Below are 18246 nucleotides of genomic sequence, written 5' to 3'. Positions count from 1 at the left end.
GCGTTTTGCTGCCAAATAGTGCCCCTGTGTTCCGTTAGACCGGAAGAAGGATCGAAAAAGCGCTATTAGCGTCTCTGACTTCCGTTAGGAACAATGAGCGTCATCGGGCAGCGAAGAAAAACCGGAGGCGGAAACGGATAAAGAAACAACACGGGTTTGTTCCAAATTGAACCCGCTGCTTCTTTAATCTTGTTTCTCTACCGTGCTTACCGTGCCTCGTTCGCGCGCTCGCTTCTTACTTATTCTTCTTGCGCACAAAGCCCGCGGTCGAATTCTTGGCGCTGCCGCCGTTTTTCTTCGGCCGGTCGCCGGTCGGCCGCGGAGAACGGCCGTCGCGCGAGAACGAAGCCGTCTCGCCGCCGTAGCCTCCCGTGCCGGAGCCGAAACCGAACCGGCCTTTGCCCGGCTCTTTGACGCCTTCGGCCGAGCCGGAAATCACGTTCGCGCCTGCGCCGCCCGAGCCGCTGCGCGCGCCTCCGCGCCCGCGCTTGCCGCCGGCTGCGCCCGGCGGCCGGTTGGACCACTCGCCCTCGCCCGGCGAGCCGTTATACACATCGGCGCCGCTCTGCCCGGCTTCGATGTGTATGCCGCCGCCTTTGCCGCGGCGGCCGCCCTGCTTCGCGCCTGTATTCGGCGCCTCGCTCTTACTGCTGCTTGCGCCCGATTCCGGCGCTTCGCTCTTACCGCCGCTCCGCGCCTCATTCGGCGCTTCGCCTTTAACCCCGCCGCGCGCGCCCTGCTCCGCGCCGCCGCCGTTCCGGCTGCCGCTTTCGGCCGGCACGCCGCCAAAAGCCCAGCCCCCGCCTTCGCCCGGGCTGGAGCCCTGCCCCTGCGGCGACGGCGCGCCGCCGCTTTCGCCCGCGCTTTTGCCGCGCTTGCCGCTGCGCCGCGAACCTTCGCCCTGTCCGGGCTGCTCCGCCGCCTGGACGAACCCGCTTTCGCCGGCCGAGCCCGCGCCGCGGCCGCCTTTGCGCTTGCGCGAGCCGCCCTGCTCCTGCGGCGGCTGTCCGCTGCCGCCGCTCACGCCCGGCTCGCCCGAGGCGCTCGCGCCTTTGCCTTTGCGCTTGCGCCGCGAGCCGCTGCGCTCTTCCCCGGCGGCTCCGCCGCCGCGCGCCGCGTCTGCCGGCGCGCTTTTCCCGCTTTGACCGCCGGAGGCCGCGCCGCCCGACGCCGCTTCGTTCGGCCGGAACACATCGCCCTGCTTTTTGTCTTTTTTCTTGTCTTTATCTTTCTTGCCCTTGCCTTTGCCTTTATCCTTGCCGAACTTCTCTTTGCCGGTCTTGGCGAACTTGCCGCCTCTGCCGCCCGAAGACGAACCTTCGCCTTCCGCGCGTCGTCCCCGGCCGCCGCCGCGGAAATTGCTTTTCTTCATATCGACCAGCTCGAAGTCGATCGTATGCTCGTCCATGCTGACCTTCGATACCCGGATCTCGACCACGTCGCCGATGCGGAACGTGCGCGACGTGCGCTCGCCGGTCAGCTGCAAACGGCCTTCGTCGTAATGGTAGTAATCGTCGGTCAGGTTGCTGATATGGATCAGGCCCTCGATCGTGTTTTCCAGTTCCACGAACAGCCCGAAGCTGGTAACGCTGCCGACGACGCCGTCGAACGTTTCGCCGACTTTATCCAGCATGTATTCGGCCTTCTTGAGCTGGTCCGTATCGCGTTCGGCGTCTACGGCCACGCGTTCGCGTACCGAAGACTGCTGCGCGTAATCCGGCATGCGCGCGGCCAGCGCTTCTTCGCGCTGCGGCGTCAGTTTGCCGCCGCCTGCCAGCACTTCGCCGATTACCCGGTGGATCGCCAGGTCGGGATAGCGGCGGATCGGCGAGGTGAAGTGGGTATAGAAATCGGCCGCCAGGCCGAAGTGTCCCAGATCCGCTGCGTCGTAACGCGCCTGCTTCATCGAACGCAGCAGCAGCGTGCTGATCGCTTTCTGCTCCGGCGTTTCCTGCACGTCGCTCAGCAGCGACTGGAGTTCGCGAGGCTGCACCGTACCGGCTTTGCCTTTGACGTGGAAGCCCAAACTCTCGGCGAAGGCCATAAACTGCTTGAGCTTTTCCTGGTCCGGATCTTCGTGAACGCGGTACAGGAACGGCGTTTTGGCTTTGGTAAAGTGCTCCGCCACCGTCTCGTTCGCCGCCAGCATGAATTCTTCGATAATGCGCTCCGCGATCGACCGTTCTCTTTTGACGATATCGATCGCTTTGCCCTGGTCGTCCAGCAGCACTTTCGCTTCTTCGAAGTCGAAGTCCACCGCGCCCCGCTTCATGCGGCGGGCGTTCAGCTTGAGCGCCAGATCGCGCATCGTGCGGAAGTTGTCGACCAGGTAGCCGTAACGCTCCAGCAGTTCGGGATCTTCTTCTTCCAGAATGCGGCGCACGTTTTTGTACGTCATGCGTTCGACCGTTTTGATTACGCTTTTGAAGATATCGTAGCGGATCACTCTCATCGAAGCGTCGAATTCCATTTCGCACGACAGCGTCAAGCGGTCCACGCGCGGATTCAAGCTGCAAATCCCGTTGGACAGACGCGGCGGCAGCATCGGGATGACCCGGTCCACCAGGTACACGCTGCTGCCCCGGTTGTACGCTTCCTGATCGAGCGCCGAGCTTTCTTTGACATAGTAGCCCACGTCCGCGATATGCACGCCGAGCACGTAGTTGCCGTTTTCCAAACGTTCCACGTTGACCGCGTCGTCGAGGTCTTTGGCGTCTTCGCCGTCGATCGTTACAATCTGCTTGTTCCGCAGATCGCGGCGTCCTTCATTCGCAATCTGATTGCCGATCTCTTCTTCCGACAGACTTTCCGGAGCGGCTTCCGCTTCGGCCAGCACTTCGTCGGGGAACGATTCGGGCAGCTGGTGCTTGCGGATAATGGACAGGATGTCCACGCCCGGATCGCTGTTGTAGCCCAGCACTTCGATCACTTCGCCCTGCGCCGCCGCCCGGCCTTCCGGGTAGCTGATAATGCGCACGACGACTTTCTGCCCGTTCAGCGCGCTTCCGGCCCGGCCGGCCGGGATAAAGATATCGCGCGTAATGCGCTTGTCGTCCGGAAGCACGAAGCCGAACGATTCCTCGTCCTGGTACGTGCCGACGATCTGCGTGATGGCGCGCTTGACGACGCGGACGATCTCGCCTTCCATCCGTCCGCCGGCCGAACCGCGCGACGCGATTCTCACCAGCACCGTATCGCCGTTCATCGCGCTGAGCATATCGTTTGCGTTGATGTACACATCGGGATGCTCGCGGTTCTCGGGGATCAGGAAACCGAAGCCTTTGGCGTGGGTTTGCAGCCGTCCGCGCAGCAGATCCATCCGCTCCGGCACGCCGTAGCGCTGGGTGCGCGTCAGCACAATCTCGCCCGCTTCCTCCAATCCGTTCAACATGTTCATAAATTCGCGGAATACTTCCGCATCCTCGATGCCGAAATGCTGTTCCAGCTCCTGGTAAGTCATCGGCTTGTAGGCGCTCTCGCGCATAAAGCCCAGCAGCATATCTTCCGTTATCATGGTTATCACCTCTAAATGGCGCCAGTCCGCCCGCAGGCGGCTCTGGGCCGGCATGCAGGAAACGTCTGCTCGATTTCTTGTTTCTGTCCGCCTGCTGCATCGCGCGGGCCGCAGGCAGCGGCGGCCAAGCGGTTCGCGCAGGCTGTATACCTTAAAAGTACCCGTGCCGCCGCCCGGTTAATCCTTTCGCGGCGCGCCCTGCGCATTCCGTTGGCGCGCCGGCCCGGCGGTTGGTTCCACGGCCGCCGCGCGGCCTTCTTCATACCGGAAGCCGTATACACAAAAAAGCCTCCGTGTCCCTTGAATCCAAGGATCAACGAAGGCTTCGCGGGGCGGACGTTCCGCTCCCATTCATCGGTCAGTTGGTCAGGGCTGTAGTCAATACCGCCATTACAACGAACCCGATGCCCAAAACGACCGTCGTGCGTTCCAGGACGAGGTCCAGGCCGCGCGCTTTGGTTTTGCCGAACAGGTGCTCCGCACCGCCGGAGATGGCGCCGGAAAGACCCGCGCTTTTCCCTTTTTGCAGCAGTACGACCGTAATCACGCCGACCGCAAAAATCAAAAGCAGTACCTTCAGAAAAATTTCCACAACTTCCACCTCCTACGGTATATCCGGGCGGACGCCGGTTCGCGCCCGCCCTTGTCCGATGCGCACGGTCCGCCGGAACGGGGGCTTCGCCCGCTGGCGAAACGCCGTTCCCTGCACGGACCGCGAGCGTGTCTGCGTATCCGTTAAAACCGGCTGCCGGTTGCTACATCAGTGTTATAAAAACAGCATTTTCAGCTTACCATATCCCGGCCGATTTGACAATCGAGTGATATGCGAAAAAGCCGCGCGGCGGAAGGATTCTCCGCGGCGCGGCCGGTTAAATGGCATAATAGGGACTTGATTTTAAAGTATTCGGTCCTAGCGTTGACGCTGCTCTTTACCTTGAACGGTACGATCGGTCCACAGAATATATCCGGCCGATACGGCCGTCAGGACCAGAATGACCATGATAATCATGGCATCCGACATGCGCTTTTCCTCCTCGCTGATCTTGGATGACTTTCGGCTTTGCCTGCTTTTCGAAAAATAGAGACCCTGTCCGGAAGCCGATCTTCCGGGTACGGGCGGACGCTCGGGCATCCGTGATCGTGGAATGGTCACTCTCCTGCTTCTGCTTACGAGGTTAGCTGACGGATTAGAGCGCAAGAGTCGCTCCGCTTCCCGCATCGGCCGGCTTCTTTTTGTTAAGAAGTGTCGGACGGTCGGAAGCTTCACCCCGTGAAAGCCGCTGCGGCTTTCGCTCGGTTCCCCCGTTTCCTATTTGGCGATAAAAATTCAGCAGTTCAATCGTTTGGTATGCTGCGTATAAGTGACGAATCCCATCATCCTTTCCGAAAATGTAGGCGGCATGCCGGAGCGCTCGATTTCCCGCTTGGAAATCCGGTGCCGTACGAAGTTCGAAGCCTCTGCCGCAAAGCATGGCGCTTCGTTTCATGAACCGTATCTTAACCCCTGCTGACACCTTATGTAAAGGTTGACTCCGGCTCGTTTTGGGGGTTTTAAGCGCAATTGGTTCATACGAGATTCTCCGACGATAGTCAAGCTTTTATTTTCGTGTCTTTTCTTGCGTTTACGCGCTTTTTCTGAAAAAAGCCCCCGCTTATTCAACGAAACTTCGCCGAATCGAGACACACCGTCCGTTTATTTTCACAATAAAGCGGCATGGCTGCCTTAAACCGCGGTTCACCACTCAAAAAGAGAGCGTTTCCAAAGTCAAGTCCCTATTTTCACGATCGTTTGACGATTGTTTTACGATTGGGTCCGAAGCCGTTCGAGCGCCCGCAGCAGTTTGAGATTGTAACGGGGATCCCGGGCGGAATTCATGACGCGCACCTGTCCGCTTCCCCCGCCCTCGATTCCGCGCTCGCTCAGCACGTCTTCCAGCCTGCGGACCGTACCCGCGCCGCCGTCGATAATGCGGATATGGTCCGGAAGGATCTTCTTGAGCAGCTCCGTGTAATACGGATAATGCGTGCAGCCCAGCACAAGCGTGCCGTACTGCTTCAGGTCGAACGGGGCCAGCTTGCGGCGAAAATAAGCTCCCAGCTCGTCTTCGTCGAAATTCAGGGCTTCGCAGTACTGCACCAGTTCCGGCATCGGCAGCGAATCAACGATCCCCTGATCGTCCACGCGCGACACCAGCTCCATATACTTGGACTGCCCGAGCGTCAGCTCCGTCGCCATCACCAGCACGCGCCGCCCGCTGCTTCCGTTCATCTCCACCGCGGGTTTGACCGCCGGCTCCATCCCGATCACGGGAATCGGGTAACGCCGCCGCAGTTCCGCCGCCGCCACGCTTGTGCCCGTATTGCAGGCGACGACCAGCGCTTTGACGTTTTCCTGCATAATCCGGTCCGCCGCCTCGATCACGTACCCTAGCACCTGCTGCCGCGTTTTATTGCCGTACGGAACGTGCAGCATATCGGCGTAAAACAAAAAATCTTCATGCGGAAGCCGGAGGGCCGCCTCATGCAGAACGGTCAACCCCCCGAGTCCCGAGTCGAAAAAAGCGATGCTCACTGACGTTCACCCTGCCTTTGTATGTTTTGTATTTCTCTTAGTATCTTAGTATTTGTTGTCGCGGTCTTTGTTATGGAAGTCTTTGTTATGGAAGTCTTTGTTATAGAAGAAAGTCCGTTAAAGATTATAGACCTTTTAGGCGGGAAACGCCAAAAAAAGCCGTTTGCGGCGGCCCGGGAAAGGAGGCGGCGGCTCGACGGCCAAACGCTTGTACGATATCAAGCAGGGCAAGCTGACGGCAGATGCCGGAGCGTCTTTTTGTACTTGGCGCCGGCCGGTTGCAGGACCGGTTCGAACGTTTCGTTTCCGGTCAACTTTGCTCCCTCTTTTCCTGCGCCGTCTCGTGCCGGTCGGTGCCGCTGCGAGCGTTCCCGATTCTCGACAGCAGGTCTTCGGCAAAGTCGTTCAACCGGCTTGCGCGCACGGGTAAAAGGGAATCCGCCGCACCCGTATAGGCGTCCAGCGCCGCGCGCACCGCGCCTTCCCACTCCGGCAGCGCCGATACTCCCCATTCGCCGCCTTCTTTTTTCGACGCCAAACGCCCTTCTTGCAGGAACAGCAGTACCCGGCACAGATTCAAGATCAGGTACGTCGAATTGCCGGCAATCTCCGTCCGCGCTTCCGACACGTCGTGCAGAATAGACTTTACATAGGCTTCCCGGGGGACGGGAGGATAAAGCTCGCGCAGCGGCAGGCCGTACAGCGCAAAGCCCCGTTCGTAAGCGGCGGTCAGCTGGGCAGCCAGATCGTAATCTTCGTAATCGCCGCATACATAATCCGGGTAGCCGGCGTATCTTGCGCGGTGCATCGAGGAATAATGATACACGACCGGAGTCGGGCAAGCCGGACTCCGCAGCTCCGCGGCTTCGACCACCGTATATTCGATGTCCCGACCGGAGCGCAAACGGCTGTGCAGCTCCAGCGTCAGCGCGGTCAGCTCCCGCAGCTGCTTCCGCGCCGGTTTGTCTTTTACCGCGACCAGCAGATCGAGATCGCTCGCGGCCGGATTGAACCCGCCCAGCGCCAGCGAGCCGTGCAGATACACGCCGACCGTATTGTCGCCCAGCGCCCGAACGATTCTTTCCGTTAACTCTTCGGCTGCGGCGAACGCCTGGCGGATGCCTTTGCCGCGTTTGGTTCTCGCGCTGTAAAGCAGGAAATCCGGCGGGATCGGATTGGGTTTTGGGCTTGATTTCGGATTCGGTTCAGGTTTCGGTTTATCCATGATGCCGCGCCTCCTCGGGTTCTTGTGCGCCGGGACCGCATCGGACATCTCCCCGCCGCCGTCTTTCGGTTTTTCGCGGCCGGAATGTCCGGCGGGCCTCGGCTTTTCGTTTTTATTATATGAAGTTCCGGCGCGGCGAAACAGGCCGTATACGGTTGGAGCCGTTTTCGACATACTCCATTGTGGAGGCGGCGGAAATGTTGACCGGATGTGCGAAGTTTCAACTCTACCGCTTCTTGAAAAAGAGCCTGGAAATCCGCAGCGAAGCGGATTTCCAGGCTCTTTTCGTTTTCTTGCCAGGCTTGAATGCGCCGCGATCTTTCGGTTAAAATTCGCGCGCGGCGCGCGTATAACAGATGCGCCGGATGCGTTCCACGGACAGCGCGTAGCGGTCCGCCAGATCGTCGATCCGCGCGCCCGCGCGGTGCAGGCTTTGAATTTCGGCGTTGCGCGCTTTCAGTTCGGCGCGCAGGCCGGAACGCTCGCCCCAGCCGCGCTTGCCGTTCGCGGAAGCGGGAATATACAGCGTTTCGCCTCCGGCGTAACGCTGAAGTTCTCGCAGCAGTTCGGACGGCAGGCATTCCGCCGCGTTTCGATAAGTGCGCCGGCCGTTGGCCTGGTCCGGCGGCCGAGGCTTGTCTTCGGACATTCGGCTCGCTCCTTCCCGGATGATGTGCGGGTGGAAGCAAAGCCTGTCCGGGCGATCCGCCGATCGATCAAGCTCCATGCAGAGGGCGGTTCACGCCTTTACAGGCTTTGCATGGAGCGGATTGGATGCGTATCCCGTACCGTTTCGAGCTTCGATTTCGACGTTCTCATCGTCCGAACCCTCCTTTTCTCGTTTTGGGTTTTATTCGTTCTTCAGCTTATCCTGTATGCTTTCTTTCGCCGCATACAGCGCCCCGATCGCGCCGCAGTAAGGCCCCTGCGGCGGAATCTCCGCCGTGCGGCCCAGCATGTGCGTGAAGCGCACCGTCAGGGTGCGCAGCAGTTCGTTGCCTTCGTACGCGGAGCCGGCGTACACGATCCGGCTCGCGCCGTGCAGCGCCGCGGCCTGCGCGGCGACCGTCGCGACGATCTCCGCGACCATGCCGACCACGGCCGCCGCATAATCCTGCGGCCGCACCGCGGCTGCGGACGGAAGCGGCCGCGCAAAGTTCGCGGCCGTCAGGTCGCCGGCGATCGGCGGCTCCGCCGGGGCATAGATCTGCCCCACCGTCAGATCGACCGCCTCCCGGTCGCCCAGCGGGGCCAGCCGCGCGATTTCGTCGTAATCGCGCACCCCGCACAGCAGTCCGGTCAGACCGACGATCGTGCCTCCGCCCAGACCGATCCCGCCGAGCCTCGGCCGCTCGGCGCCGTCGATCAAGTGCAGCGACGTCCCCGTCCCGACGTTCGCCAGCACAAACCGCTCCGCCGCTTTCCCGGCTTCGCCAAGGTCGCATGCCCTAATGCGGACGGCGCCTTCGGCCGTCGCCTCGAACTCCGGCACGCCCGCGAAGTTCGCGTACTCCGGCAGCAGGCCGCGCAGACGCTCGCCCCGCCCGCCGGTAACCCCGATGCGCGCATCCTCGGGCAGATTCGCCCGGACCCACCGCGCCGCGTCTTCGATCCGCGCCGCGGGGAACTTCAGCAGCGCCGGCTTGCCGGCCGGCCCTCTCCCGGCCGCATTCCCCGGATCGCCGAGCCGGGCAATCTTGATCAGCGTTCCTCCCGCGTCGATTCCCGCGTATATCGTCATGCTCGTCCTCCTTCCGGCCGCGCCGGGCGGAAGCGCCGTAACGCCGCGCCATAGCCCGGACCCGGCTTGGCCGCTTACGCCGGGCGGCTTTTTTCCTTTTATCATAGCCTCCCCCGGCCCGCGCGCCAAATTTTCGGCATTTTACAATTTGCCTCTTGATCTTTCGGAGCAAATCCTTTACAGTAGGACGAGTTGACATTGTATAACCTCAATAATACGGTTTGAGGGTATCTACCGGGAACCATACATCCCGACTACAAAGTCGCGCCGCAGGCGCCTTTGCAGTCGGGATTTTTTGCGTTCACCCACCGTTCGACCCCGATTCCTTCGCGCCTGCCTTACCGCAATCTCGAACAAAAAGGAGCTCTGTCATCCATGAATCTCAAAGTCCTCGTTCTGACGATCGCCGCGTTCACCGTGGGCCTCGTCGAACTTATTATCGGCGGCGTGCTGCCGCAGATCGCCGCAGACCTCGGCATATCCGTCAGCACCGCCGGCCAGCTTATCACCGCCTACGCGCTCGTCTATGCCGTATCCGGTCCGACGCTGCTTGCGCTGACCGCGCGGGTTGAACGGCGCAAGCTGTATCTCTGGTCGCTGGTCGTCTTTATCCTGGGCAGCCTGCTCGCGTTCTGGAGCCCGAATTTCGGCGTGCTGCTGATCTCCCGCTTCGTTACGGCGGCCAGCGGATCGCTGATTACCACGCTGTCGCTGACCATTGCCGTCAAAGTCGTGCCGGAGAACTTCCGCGCCCGCGTGATCGGCATCGTATCGATGGGCATCAGCTCCGCGATCGTGCTCGGCGTGCCGCTCGGCGTACTTGCCGCCGACAAACTCGGCTGGCGCATCCTGTTCCTGTTCATCGCGGCGTTCGCGCTGCTGGCGATGCTCGTCATCTACAAGCTGATGGAGCCGATTCAGCCGCAGCAGATCATGCCGCTTCGCCAGCAGCTGTCTTCGCTGAGAAACATGCGCGTGGCCGGCGCGCATCTGGTTACGCTGCTGCTGTTGGCCGGCCACTACACGCTGTACGCCTACTTCACGCCGTTCCTGGAAAACGTCATGCACCTGAGCGCTTCCTGGATCAGCGTCGTGTACTTCTTCTTCGGCCTCGCGGCCGTCGCGGGCGGTATGATCGGCGGCGTGATGTCGGATAGCCTGGGCGCCAAAAAAAGTATCCTGATCGTCGTCGGCGTGTTTGCCCTGTCGCTGTTCGTCCTGCCGTTTACGGCGTCCATCATCCCGCTGTTCGCGATCCTCGTCTTCGTCTGGGGCGCGCTGAGCTGGGCGCTGTCGCCGGCGCAGCAGAGCTACCTGATCGAAGCCGCGCCGGAAACGTCGGAGATCCAGCAGAGCTTCAACTTCTCCGCCCTGCAGGTCGGCATCGCGGCCGGCTCGGCGATCGGCGGCGTCGTGATCGACCGCGCGCCTTCCGTCACCTACAACGCCTGGATCGGCGGCTTTATCGTCGTCGCGGCTTTCGCCGTGGCGCTGTACACCTTCTACCGCAGGACTTCGGCCCTGCGTCCGGAGCAGCGCGGACAGAAATCCGGCTCCAAGCTGGAGCCGGGCTTCGGCGGGGATTGATCCGCCCGTGAATCGAATCGGCATTTGCCGGAAATTCGCCGCCTTTCTGGCCGCGTCGTTCCGGCAAATGCCGATTTTTTGCCGTCTGCGCCTGCAAAGTCGAAGCTTCGCGCGAACGCGCCGACTCTAGCGGAACGAGGCGGCGCTATTTGCACGAATTCGCCTCCTTCGCAAACCTAACGGAACCGGGAGACGCTAACAGCCCCGATCCGCGGTTCCGCAGGCGCAAATCGGCGGATTAGCGTCTCTGAGTTCAGTTAGCGGATTCCAAGCTCGAAAAAGACGCTTTTAGCGCTTCTCGGTTCCGTTAGGCCGGACCGGCGGGGCGGGGCCCCGATATCGGGGTCCAAAAGCAAAAAGCAAAAGTCCAAGCGCCCCTGCTTCACACCGGCTCCAGCCCGTCCAGAATCTCACGCAAGCTCAGTTCCGCGCAGGCCGTCGACGTGTCGGCCGCGCCGTAATACAGCCGCACGACGTCGCCGTCGACGACCGCGCCGCAGGCGAATACCACGCCGCCGAAGAAACCGTCCGTTTCGTACGGCGCTTCCGGCTCGAGGATCGGCCGGGCCGAGCGCGCCAGCACGCGCGAAGGATCGTCCGCGTCCAGCAGCACCGCGCCCATGCAGTAGCGGTGCTCCTTCGTCGCGCCGTGGTACAGCGCAAGCCAGCCGCGTTCGGTGCGGATCGGCACCGCGCCGCCGCCGATGCGGCCGCTGTCCCAGCGGTCCGCGCGCAGGCCGAGCAGATGCTTGTGGTTGCCCCAGTAGAGCAGATTGTCCGACTCCGCCAGCCATACTTCCGGGCGGCCGGTGCTCGGAGTGGTTGGGCGGTGCAGCGCGTAGTATTTGCCGCCGACTTTTTCCGGGAAGATAATGACGTCCTTGTTGTCCGGCCCGAAGATCATCCCGTGATGCTCCGTATGCACGAAGTCTTTCGTGGATACGAGACTTTCCCCGATGCCCACGGGCGAAGCGGCGGAGAAGTAAATATAGTACGTATCGCCGATCTGCGTCACACGCGGGTCTTCGATCCCGAACGTTTCCAGCTCGCCCGACGGGTAAATAAACGGCTTGTCGTCCACGGTAAAATGCCGTCCGTCCGCGCTCCGCGCGATGCGGATATACGACAGCGAGGTCAGGTAAGCGAACGCGCCTTCCGACCCCTTCTCCCGGATGGTGCGCGGATCGGAAAAGTCGTACCGCTCGTCGTCCAGCCGCAGCTCTTTCACCGCGACTTCGCCGCTGTCCGGGTTGTAGACCGGCGCGCCCACGACGCCTTCGCGCGGAGGCAGCGGCCGCTCCGCCACCCGGAGCAGCAGCAGCGTTTCGCCTTCGTATACGGCCACGCCCGCGTTGAACGCGCCGATCACCTCGAACCCTGCGTGGTAAGGCTTGACGTCCTTCGGCGCGATCAGCGGATTTTCTTCATAACGTTGACTGTTCATCTCGTCAGCTCCTTCGGCATTCACTTGAACGTATACGCCTTCTCTTCCCTGCCTGTCGGCGCGCGCGGCCGGGACCGATTCCCTACCGCTCGAACGCCGCAAACGGATCGTCCACCTCCAGCGCCTGCGCTTCCGCGTCGCCGGTTCCGGCGTACAGCAGCGCACCGCCGCCAGGCCGACGAATCAGCCCGCCGCTGAACACGACATCCCGCAGATCGGGCCGTTTGGACGGTCCGGGCAGGAAGTCGGCGCGCACGGCCAGCAGCACGATTGCGGTGTGCGTGCCCGACGCCGGATCGAACACGAACGTCATCGGATAATAATGCCGGTCTCCGCGTTCGTCGAAGCAGGCGATATGCCCGAGCACGCCGAGCCGGCCGTTTGCCAGCGGATGAATCTCGTTCGCGCCGCCCCACTCCTCGTCGTCGAACTGGTTCTCCAGCAGCGGCGCGTTCTCGATGGCGTCCACGCTCAGCTCGTCCAGCGAATCCAGGCGCAGGAAGCCGATTTTGCCGCGTCCGCCTTTTTCGCCCTGGGGCCGTGTAAACACGCCGATTCCGCCGTCATCCAGCTGGACCAGCCGCAGATCTTTCATGCGCTCCGGCCCGCGGAAGAAGGGCTGCAAATCGGCGATCTTCGAGCCCCGGTGCAGCACGGTCCGCCACAGCAGGCCGCCGGGATGGTCCGGGTCCGGGTACGTTTCCACGCCGCCGATCAGCAGCTCTTCGCCGACAACCGCGCGAAACGGGTCCTGCAATTTGAGCAGCGGCGATCCTTCGCGCGGGGTCCAGACGCCGTCTTTTTCCGTAAAAAATACGATCTCCGATTCTTCGCTGTCCCGCCGCTCCACCCGCCCGGCGATCACGGCTTCTCCTTCGTCTTCGAACGGCGCGGCGATATTGTACACGTCCCGCGCGCCCACGCCGCCGAAGACCAGTTTGCCCGCGCCGCCCGCCGCAGAAGCACCCTTTTCATATTCCTCCAGCAGCTCGCGGCACGTTTTCAGCTTCGTTTCGCTTGTGAATTTCATCTGTATGCGGTACATCCTTTCCCGTCGAACCGGCTTATTTAAGCGTAAACTGCATGCCTTCCTGAAACTTTTTCCCGAAAATGATAAACAGGACGATGATTGGCAGCGACAGCAGCACGGAGCCGGCATACAGCGGACCCGGATAGCCGCCGTACGGCCCGAACATCTGCGACAGCAGCACATTGAGCGTCAGCATGTGGTCGCTGCGCACCATGATCATGTCCCACAGCAGCTCCGTCCAGCGTTCCATCAGCGTGAACAGGAAGATGACGCTGGTGATCGACTTCGACATGGGCAGCATGATCCGGTACAGAATCTGGAAGTCCCTCGCCCCGTCCAGTTTGGCCGCTTCGATAAACGTATCCGGAATCGCGCGGAAAAAGTTCGTGTACATAAAGATTGCCCACAGGCTGACGCCTTTCGGGATAATCAGCGCCCAGTACGTATCGTACCAGCCGATCCGCTGAATAATGAGGAAGCTCGGAATCAGCAGGATAATGCCGGGGAAAAACATATGAAACAAAATAAAGTTGTTGATCGTATCGCGGCCCCGGAACCGAAGTTTGGACAGCGCGTACGCCACCATCACCCCGAACAGCATCATCAGCGCGGTCGACGCGACCGACACGATCACGCTGTTGGCGAACGCGTTGATCCACGGCCGGGTGACGCCCGTTTCGCCGCCGTTCAGCAGCCAGGTGTACGACTTGAGCGTAAACGAATCGGGCAGCAGCTTGCGGTCCACCTGGTTCCAGTCGGCGAACGAATTCAGCACCATGTACAGATACGGATAGACCATGACCAGCAGCAGCGCGGAGGCCAGCGCATAGCGGATCGAGAGGCGAAGCCGGCGGCTGCTTTTCGTATTGTTAGACCCAACCATTGCGCTTCCCCCACAGTTCCAGCAGTTTGCGGATCAGGAAGATCGACACGAACGTCGCCAGCGAAGCCAGCAGCGCCACCGCCGATGCGTATCCGGCCTGCAGATTTTTAAACGCCTGACTGAAAATCTCCATCTGCCACGTATTGGTCGCGAAATTCGGTCCCCCGCCGGTGAGCTGATACACTTCGGTAAAGATGCCGAACGTAACGCCGAAAGCAAGGATCAGCGTCGTGTACAGCGCGGGGTACAGCAGCGGCAGCGTAATGCGCCAGAAGCGCGAGGTGTTCGACACGCCGTCGATCGCCGCCGCTTCGTAGATCTCGCGGTCGATACTTTCCAGCCCCGATGTCAGAATCAGCGCGTAGTAGCCGGTAAATTTCCACGCCATGATCAGCCCGACCACGAACAGCGCCGACCACGGACCGCCGAGCCAGTTGATATTGATCCCGATCCCGCGCAGCCATTCGTTCATCGGGCTGTTGTAGGACAGGAAACCTTTGACAATCAGCGCCGAGACGACGCCCGACGACAGATACGGCAGGAAAAACCCGATCAGGAACAAACTTTTGAACCGCGGCAGGCCGTGGATCAGCACCGACACGACCAGCGACATCGCGATGACCAGCGGCACGAACACCAGCATGAATTTGTACGTGACCCAGAAGGCCGACTGCACGCCCGCGGAGCGGAACGCTTTGACGAAGTTGTCGAAACCCACGAACTCGTAGCTCGGCGCGATCATATCCCAGTTGGTGAACGCCAGATAGAACGACCAGAGCAGCGGCCCGAGAAAAAAGACCAGCGAATAAATCAGGTAAGGGCTGGTGAACGTCCAGCCCAGTCTGTTGTTGTTCGGATTCATCGGCGAAGACCCCTTTACAGAACTCCGTTAGATTTCCGTTGCCTTATTGAAGCGCCCCGTTACTGAAGCTCTCCTTCGATCGCTTTCTTCATATTGTCCCAGCCCGTTTGCGGATCGATCTCGCCGCGGACCACTTTGTTGAACGCTTCCTGGCCGATCAGCGTCTGGATCTCGTTGAACTTGGCGTTGTCCATCGAAGGAACGGCGTTCGGAACGTTGGCCGCGTAAGGCTGGAGCTGCGGATTGGCGTCCAGGATCTTGGTAAACGCCGCGTTGTCCGACAGATCGTCGCGTGCCGGCGGCAGCATCGTTTGTTCGAACCATTTGGCGTCGTTGTCCGGGTTGGAGTAGACCCACTTCGCAAACGCCAGCGCCGCTTCCTGTGCTTCTTTGGGCGCCTGGGCGTAGATAACGAGACCCTTGGTATCGGCAAAAGTCTTGGAATCCGCCGGGTCTATATCGTCGGGCACCGGAGGCATCGACAGCGTGTAGTTTTCCCCGTACTTCATTTCCGGGAATTTCTCCGCCCAGGTCGTGAATGTCCACGGCCCCAGGTCGGTGAAGACGCTGACGCCCGTTTCAAACGGATCCGTCACGTTCTGCGCGAGCAGCCCCTTGGCCTGGCGCAGCTGGTCGACGAAAGTCAGCGCCGCCACGCCCGCTTTGTCGTCGCCGGTGAATTTGTCGCCTTCGACGAACTTGTTGCCGCCCGACGCCGCGTCGTACAGCATAAAGAAGTCGAACCAGCGCTTCCACGCGGTGGGATCGGCCAGATCGGCTTTGGCCCACAGGTATTTATCCGGGTACTTCGCTTTGAGCTTCTGCGTCAGTTCCAGCACTTCGCTGTACGTCTGCGGCGGCTCGTTGTAACCCAGTTCCTTGAGCGTGTCGATACGCCAGCCGAACAGCATCGCGTTGGAGTAGATCGGCAGGACGTACTGGTGGCCGTCGGCGAACTTCCACGCCTCGATCGTATTCGTCATATTGCGGCCCTTCACTACATCGTCGAAGCCTTCCAGCGTATCGAGCGGCACCAGCGCCTGGCTGTTCGCCAGCTGCGCGGCGAAGCCGCGGTTGATATTCTCCGACATGGTCGGCGCGCTTTTGCCGGCGATCGCGGCCTGGATGCTGGCTTCCGAACTCGGCGATTCCTTGATCGCGCTCACGTTGATTGTAACGTCGGGATTCTCTTTCTTATACGCGTCGGCCATCCCCTGCCAGAACGCCTGCTGCGTCGGATTCGGCGCGGCCCAGAATTCGACGGTGACTTTGCCGTCCGCGGACGGTTCGGCCGTGCCCGGCTGCGTCGTCGGATTGCCGGTGGAGCAGGCAGACAGCATGACCAGAGACAGCGGCAGAGCCAATAAAGCGGTCCATTTTCTTTTCATCGCTTGGTTCCTCCTTGGAGATTGCGGGATAAGTGAAGATAACAGATCCGACGGACAATGGGACATTAGGTACGACACCCTTTTTGTAACGTGACAGAAGCTTGACTGGTAATTATGAAAGCGCTTATATAACGTATTATTGTGCGGATATCATGGTTTGTCAAGTGATTATAGCTATAAAACAAGCAAATTTCTTTACAAGTAATCTTTGTAACGTTACAATGGAGTCATCACAAAAAAGCAAAACCGGTTCTGTCATGTCCATTCCGCTGCTCGTCCCCTGCCTGCCGCAATTCCGGCAGACAATGGACGGCCGAAGTATAGAAAGGGTGCGAGGCGATGAAAAAAACGACAAAAAACACGCTGAACAATCCACCGAAGACCAAAGTGACGATGCAGGATATCGCCGATCGGCTGGGCATTTCGAAAAACTCGGTCTCCCAGGCGCTGTCGGGCAAAGACGGCGTCAGCGAAGAAACGCGGCGGACCGTCGTGCGGACGGCGGCGGAAATGGGCTATGCCTATTCGGAGAATCGGGGACGGCGCCGGGAAGACTCGGCGCAGGAAAGCGGCAGTATCGCGCTGATCGCGTCGGATTTCGCTTTCTCGCAGAAAGGCTTTTTCGGGGAGATCTATTTGACGATCGAGGACGAAGCGGCGCGGCGCGGCAAAAACCTGCTGATCCAATCGGTCAGCCGCCAGGCGGCGGACAGTCTGACGCTGCCTTCCTTTATTGAAAGCGGAGGCGTGGAAGGCGTGCTGATCCTGTCGCATATCACGACCGGCTATATCCGCAAAGTGATCGACACCGGCATTCCCACCGTGCTGATCGACCATCATCATCCGTTTATCCGGACGGACTGCATCCTGACCAATAACCGCTTCAGCGCTTACGAAGCGGTGCGTCATCTGGCGGAGCTCGGACACAGCCGTCTGGGCTTTATCGGCAATACGGCGCTGTCGCCGAGCTACGACGAGCGGCTGGACGGCTTCCGGCTGGCGCAGCGCGAACTCGGCCTGCCGGAGAGCGACGAGAGCTGGATCGTGCGGAATGCGGAAGAAGACAGCGAGTTCGTCGGGCGTCTGGTCCGGCGCCTGGAAGCTTCGGACCGCATGCCGACCGCATGGTTCTGCGTCAACGACGGCTTCGGCTATTACCTGAACTCGGCGCTTCAGCAGGCGGGGCTGCGCGTGCCGCAGGACGTATCCGTCGTCAGCTTCGACAATGGCTATTTGTCCCGGCTGGCCGTGCCGCCGATCACGACGCTCGACGTCGATCTGGCGCTGTACGGCCGCCGCGCAGTCGCGCGGCTGCTGGAGCGGATCGAACGGCCGGACGAGCCGTTCACGGAGCTGCTGCTGCCGACGAAGCTGCTGACGCGCGGCTCCAGCGGGCCCGCGCCGGACGCGGAGCAGGCGGCGGAAGCGGCGAACGCCGCGGCTTCTCGCGGAATGCGGGGGTAAGGGCGGAAGAATAAGGCGCAAAATAGCGGCACCGGTGCAGTTAATTTTGCCTCCCGGCTGCCTTACAACGAAATAACTGCGCAGATAGTTACTACTTAGGTCCTCTCTATCGTCATTCTATAAAAAAAGGATTTTTCAACCCGAATCTTGAATCTATTCTTCATACCGCTTCATGAGAAAGGAGAGACGTTTGTGGACTTCACGCCGAAACAAGTGTTGCAGGTTTGCAAAGGCGACCCCGAAATCGCGGACGTCTTTACCGTGCTTTTGGAGCAAAATCGGATGCTGCGCGAAGAGAATCAACAGCTAAAAAAGGTCGTCAAAGCTCAGGCTCAAACGATTCAAAAGCTGGAAAAACGCGTGCATGAGCTGGAACGCCAGCTCGGACAAAACAGTCAAAACAGCAGCAAGCCGCCTTCGAGCGACGGCTTTCGTAAGCCGACGAATTCCCGGATCGCCGGCGGTAAAAAAGGAGCGCCCCACGGGCACGACGGCCACACGCTCCGCTTTGCGGACTGCCCGGATGAAATCGTCCT

The 18246-nt window shown here is 60.7% G+C and carries 14 protein-coding genes and 2 riboswitches; of the genes, 3 read left to right on the top strand and 11 right to left on the bottom strand.

Features of this window, described 5'->3' with window-relative positions; all coding sequences use genetic code 11:
* Positions 1-235: 235 nt before the first annotated feature.
* The 6 genes from rnr to QWJ34_RS17020 form a co-directional block, all read right to left on the bottom strand.
* Entirely contained in the window at positions 236-3514 is a 3279-nt protein-coding gene (gene rnr / locus QWJ34_RS17045; protein WP_302729670.1) for a ribonuclease R, read from the bottom strand.
* 358 nt (positions 3515-3872) lie between these two features.
* Positions 3873-4106 carry a preprotein translocase subunit SecG gene (gene secG / locus QWJ34_RS17040; RefSeq protein WP_302729668.1) on the bottom strand — a complete coding sequence of 78 codons (234 nt, stop codon included), beginning with the start codon at positions 4104-4106 and terminating at the stop codon, positions 3873-3875.
* A 557-nt stretch (positions 4107-4663) separates the two neighbouring features.
* Positions 4664-4857, bottom strand: a riboswitch (cyclic di-AMP (ydaO/yuaA leader).
* A gap of 458 nt (positions 4858-5315) precedes the next feature.
* Entirely contained in the window at positions 5316-6086 is a 771-nt protein-coding gene (gene murI, locus QWJ34_RS17035; protein ID WP_302729666.1) for a glutamate racemase, read from the bottom strand.
* A gap of 310 nt (positions 6087-6396) precedes the next feature.
* Complete coding sequence (locus tag QWJ34_RS17030) at positions 6397-7311, bottom strand: aminoglycoside adenylyltransferase domain-containing protein (RefSeq protein ID WP_302729664.1); 915 nt, start codon at positions 7309-7311, stop codon at positions 6397-6399.
* 325 nt (positions 7312-7636) lie between these two features.
* A complete protein-coding gene (locus tag QWJ34_RS17025; RefSeq protein WP_302729662.1) occupies positions 7637-7960 on the bottom strand; it encodes a CD3324 family protein in 324 nt (107 codons plus the stop codon).
* A 201-nt stretch (positions 7961-8161) separates the two neighbouring features.
* Complete coding sequence (locus QWJ34_RS17020) at positions 8162-9052, bottom strand: acetate and sugar kinases/Hsc70/actin family protein (RefSeq protein ID WP_302729660.1); 891 nt, start codon at positions 9050-9052, stop codon at positions 8162-8164.
* 178 nt (positions 9053-9230) lie between these two features.
* A riboswitch (purine riboswitch) is annotated at positions 9231-9329 on the top strand.
* A 98-nt stretch (positions 9330-9427) separates the two neighbouring features.
* On the opposite strand from QWJ34_RS17020, the gene QWJ34_RS17015 reads away from it, so the two are divergent.
* Entirely contained in the window at positions 9428-10639 is a 1212-nt protein-coding gene (locus tag QWJ34_RS17015; protein ID WP_302729659.1) for an MFS transporter, read from the top strand.
* Between the two features lie 382 nt (positions 10640-11021).
* On the opposite strand, the gene QWJ34_RS17010 is transcribed toward QWJ34_RS17015, so the two are convergent.
* From QWJ34_RS17010 to QWJ34_RS16990, 5 genes are all read right to left on the bottom strand, one after another.
* Positions 11022-12083 (bottom strand): BtaManbiosPhlase, encoded by a 1062-nt coding sequence (locus QWJ34_RS17010; RefSeq protein ID WP_302729657.1) that lies wholly within the window; start codon positions 12081-12083, stop codon positions 11022-11024.
* Between the two features lie 82 nt (positions 12084-12165).
* Positions 12166-13113, bottom strand: coding sequence for a DUF1861 family protein (locus QWJ34_RS17005; protein WP_302729656.1), 948 nt, complete (start codon positions 13111-13113; stop codon positions 12166-12168).
* A 34-nt stretch (positions 13114-13147) separates the two neighbouring features.
* Positions 13148-13996 carry a carbohydrate ABC transporter permease gene (locus QWJ34_RS17000; RefSeq protein ID WP_302729655.1) on the bottom strand — a complete coding sequence of 283 codons (849 nt, stop codon included), beginning with the start codon at positions 13994-13996 and terminating at the stop codon, positions 13148-13150.
* Complete coding sequence (locus tag QWJ34_RS16995) at positions 13983-14858, bottom strand: carbohydrate ABC transporter permease (protein WP_302729654.1); 876 nt, start codon at positions 14856-14858, stop codon at positions 13983-13985. The genes QWJ34_RS17000 and QWJ34_RS16995 overlap by 14 nt, the downstream gene beginning before the upstream one ends.
* A gap of 59 nt (positions 14859-14917) precedes the next feature.
* On the bottom strand, positions 14918-16246 hold the full coding sequence (locus tag QWJ34_RS16990) for an ABC transporter substrate-binding protein (protein ID WP_302729653.1): 1329 nt from the start codon (positions 16244-16246) through the stop codon (positions 14918-14920).
* A 339-nt stretch (positions 16247-16585) separates the two neighbouring features.
* Between QWJ34_RS16990 and QWJ34_RS16985 the strand changes: the two genes are divergently transcribed.
* A complete protein-coding gene (locus QWJ34_RS16985) occupies positions 16586-17710 on the top strand; it encodes a LacI family DNA-binding transcriptional regulator (protein ID WP_302729652.1) in 1125 nt (374 codons plus the stop codon).
* Between the two features lie 192 nt (positions 17711-17902).
* On the top strand, positions 17903-18246 hold a 344-nt coding region (locus tag QWJ34_RS16980), incomplete at its 3' end, for a DUF6444 domain-containing protein (RefSeq protein ID WP_302729651.1).

Origin of the sequence: Saccharibacillus sp. CPCC 101409, from assembly GCF_030518235.1 — a bacterium.
GTDB lineage: Bacteria > Bacillota > Bacilli > Paenibacillales > Paenibacillaceae > Saccharibacillus.
This window is presented reverse-complemented; position numbering and strand designations above follow the sequence as displayed.

Coding starts and splice junctions, on each gene's coding strand:
- QWJ34_RS17010 (WP_302729657.1), bottom strand. CDS start 12,083: ATGAACAGTCAACGTTATGAAGAAAATCCGCTGATCGCGCCGAAGGAC.
- QWJ34_RS17020 (WP_302729660.1), bottom strand. CDS start 9,052: ATGACGATATACGCGGGAATCGACGCGGGAGGAACGCTGATCAAGATT.
- QWJ34_RS17005 (WP_302729656.1), bottom strand. CDS start 13,113: ATGAAATTCACAAGCGAAACGAAGCTGAAAACGTGCCGCGAGCTGCTG.
- QWJ34_RS16985 (WP_302729652.1), top strand. CDS start 16,586: ATGAAAAAAACGACAAAAAACACGCTGAACAATCCACCGAAGACCAAA.
- QWJ34_RS17025 (WP_302729662.1), bottom strand. CDS start 7,960: ATGTCCGAAGACAAGCCTCGGCCGCCGGACCAGGCCAACGGCCGGCGC.
- QWJ34_RS16995 (WP_302729654.1), bottom strand. CDS start 14,858: ATGAATCCGAACAACAACAGACTGGGCTGGACGTTCACCAGCCCTTAC.
- rnr (WP_302729670.1), bottom strand. CDS start 3,514: ATGATAACGGAAGATATGCTGCTGGGCTTTATGCGCGAGAGCGCCTAC.
- QWJ34_RS16990 (WP_302729653.1), bottom strand. CDS start 16,246: ATGAAAAGAAAATGGACCGCTTTATTGGCTCTGCCGCTGTCTCTGGTC.
- QWJ34_RS17000 (WP_302729655.1), bottom strand. CDS start 13,996: ATGGTTGGGTCTAACAATACGAAAAGCAGCCGCCGGCTTCGCCTCTCG.
- QWJ34_RS17015 (WP_302729659.1), top strand. CDS start 9,428: ATGAATCTCAAAGTCCTCGTTCTGACGATCGCCGCGTTCACCGTGGGC.
- QWJ34_RS17030 (WP_302729664.1), bottom strand. CDS start 7,311: ATGGATAAACCGAAACCTGAACCGAATCCGAAATCAAGCCCAAAACCC.